Annotated in this window: 1 rRNA gene; it reads left to right on the plus strand. The window is 48.9% G+C overall.

The window, feature by feature from the left end:
* Positions 1-76: 76 nt before the first annotated feature.
* Positions 77-1620: ribosomal RNA gene (locus tag NEOC84_RS02210) — 16S ribosomal RNA — on the plus strand.
* The last annotated feature ends 71 nt before the right edge of the window (positions 1621-1691 follow it).

Consider the following 1691-nt stretch of genomic DNA (forward strand, 5'->3'; position numbering starts at 1 on the left):
TTAAAAGGCAACTTTTAATCTCGTAAATAGAATCAGAGATAAATAAATCATTTATCAAGTTTTCAAAGAATATATTTTTCTTGAGAATTTGATCTTGGTTCAGATTGAATGCTGACAGCGTGGATGAGGCATGCAAGTCGAACGAAATGTAGCAATACATTTAGTGGCGGAAGGGTTAGTAATACATGGGTAACTTACCATTAACTTGGGAATAACGGTTGGAAACGATCGCTAATACCGAATGTGGTGATAGCAAGGCATCTTGAAATCATTAAAGTGGGGGATCTTCGGACCTCGCGGTTAAAGAGAGGCCCATGGGATATCAGCTAGTTGGTAGGGTAAAGGCCTACCAAGGCTAAGACGTCTAGGCGGATTGAGAGATTGACCGCCAACACTGGGACTGAGAACTGCCCAGACTCCTACGGGAGGCTGCAGTCGAGAATCTTTCGCAATGGGCGAAAGCCTGACGAAGCGACGCTGTGTGAGTGATGAAGGCCTTCGGGTCGTAAAACTCTTTCGCCTGGGAACAAGGGGATCTAGCTAACATCTAGAGAACTTGAGCGTACCAGGTAAAGAAGCACCGGCTAACTCCGTGCCAGCAGCTGCGGTAATACGGAGGGTGCAAGCATTAATCGGATTTATTGGGCGTAAAGGGCGCGTAGGCGGGAAGGAAAGTCAGATGTGAAATCCCGGGGCTCAACCTCGGAACAGCATTTGAAACTTCCTTTCTTGAGGGTAGACGGAGAAAATGGAATTCCACAAGTAGCGGTGAAATGCGTAGATATGTGGAAGAACACCAGTGGCGAAGGCGATTTTCTAGTTTACACCTGACGCTGAGGCGCGAAAGCAAGGGGATCAAACAGGATTAGATACCCTGGTAGTCCTTGCCGTAAACGATGTATACTTGGTGTAACCGGAATCAACCCTGGTTGTGCCGAAGCTAACGCGATAAGTATACCGCCTGAGGAGTACGCTCGCAAGGGTGAAACTCAAAAGAATTGACGGGGACCCGCACAAGCAGTGGAGCATGTGGTTTAATTCGATGCAACGCGAAGAACCTTACCCAGGCTTGACATGCAGATGATCGTTACAGAGATGTAATTTCCCTTCGGGGCATCTGCACAGGTGCTGCATGGCTGTCGTCAGCTCGTGCCGTGAGGTGTTTGGTTAAGTCCAGCAACGAGCGCAACCCTTATCATTAGTTGCCAACACTATGGGTGGGAACTCTAATGAGACTGCCTGGGTTAACCAGGAGGAAGGTGAGGATGACGTCAAGTCCGCATGGCCCTTATGTCTGGGGCTACACACGTGCTACAATGGTCGGTACAGAAGGCAGCGAAGCCGCGAGGTGAAGCAAATCCTAAAAGCCGATCTCAGTTCAGATTGTAGTCTGCAACTCGACTACATGAAGACGGAATTGCTAGTAATGGTGGGTCAGCAACACCACCGTGAATACGTTCCCGGGTCTTGTACACACCGCCCGTCACATCATGGGAGTTGGTTTTACCCGAAGCCGCTGGCTCAACCGCAAGGAGAGAGGCGTCTAAGGTGAGGCTGATGACTGGGATGAAGTCGTAACAAGGTAGCCCTACCGGAAGGTGGGGCTGGATCACCTCCTTTTAAGGACAGAGAATGCGTTAGGAATAACCATTCTTAGGTTGAAACAAACTTTAGCTGCACATTGTCTTCCT

The sequence above is a fragment of the Neochlamydia sp. AcF84 genome (assembly GCF_011087585.1).
In the GTDB taxonomy this organism is placed as follows: Bacteria; Chlamydiota; Chlamydiia; order Chlamydiales; family Parachlamydiaceae; genus Neochlamydia.